At 48.1% G+C, this 509-nt stretch carries 1 pseudogene; it reads right to left on the bottom strand.

Going from position 1 to position 509, the window contains the following annotated elements:
• Window positions 1-509 (bottom strand): annotated as a pseudogene (locus tag R7044_RS28280) (ornithine decarboxylase); the annotation flags it as partial.

Raw genomic sequence — 509 nt, 5'->3', positions numbered from 1 at the left:
GCTCGTAACCAACCCACGCAGAGTCAAACAGGATGTAGTCACAAAGGTGACCTATCTTATCCATTACGTAGCGAGCGTTGTAGATAGTACCGTCATAAGTACCAAGCTGGATAATAGCAAGACGGAAAGGACGTTCATCGCGTGCACGTTCTGGATCCACTTTCGCGATTTGAGCACGAATGTATTCTTCATCGAAACAGTGCTCATCCATACCACCGATGAAGCCCCAAGGGTTACGCGCCGTTTCTAAGTAAACTGGCATACCACCCGCTTGAATTAACGCACCGTGGTGGTTCGATTTGTGGTTGTTACGGTCGAACAGTACCAAATCACCTTCAGTTACTAGCGCGTTACACACCACTTTGTTTGAAGCAGAAGTACCGTTGAGTACGAAGTAAGTTTTGTCCGCGTTAAATACTTTTGCAGCGTGCGCTTGCGCTTGGTGTGCAGAACCTTCGTGGATCAGCAAGTCACCTAAATCCACGTCCGCGTTACACAAGTCACTACGG

The organism is Vibrio sp. 1402, from assembly GCF_033340275.1.
Note: the sequence above shows the minus strand (reverse complement) of the source record. Positions and strands in the feature narration are given on the sequence as shown.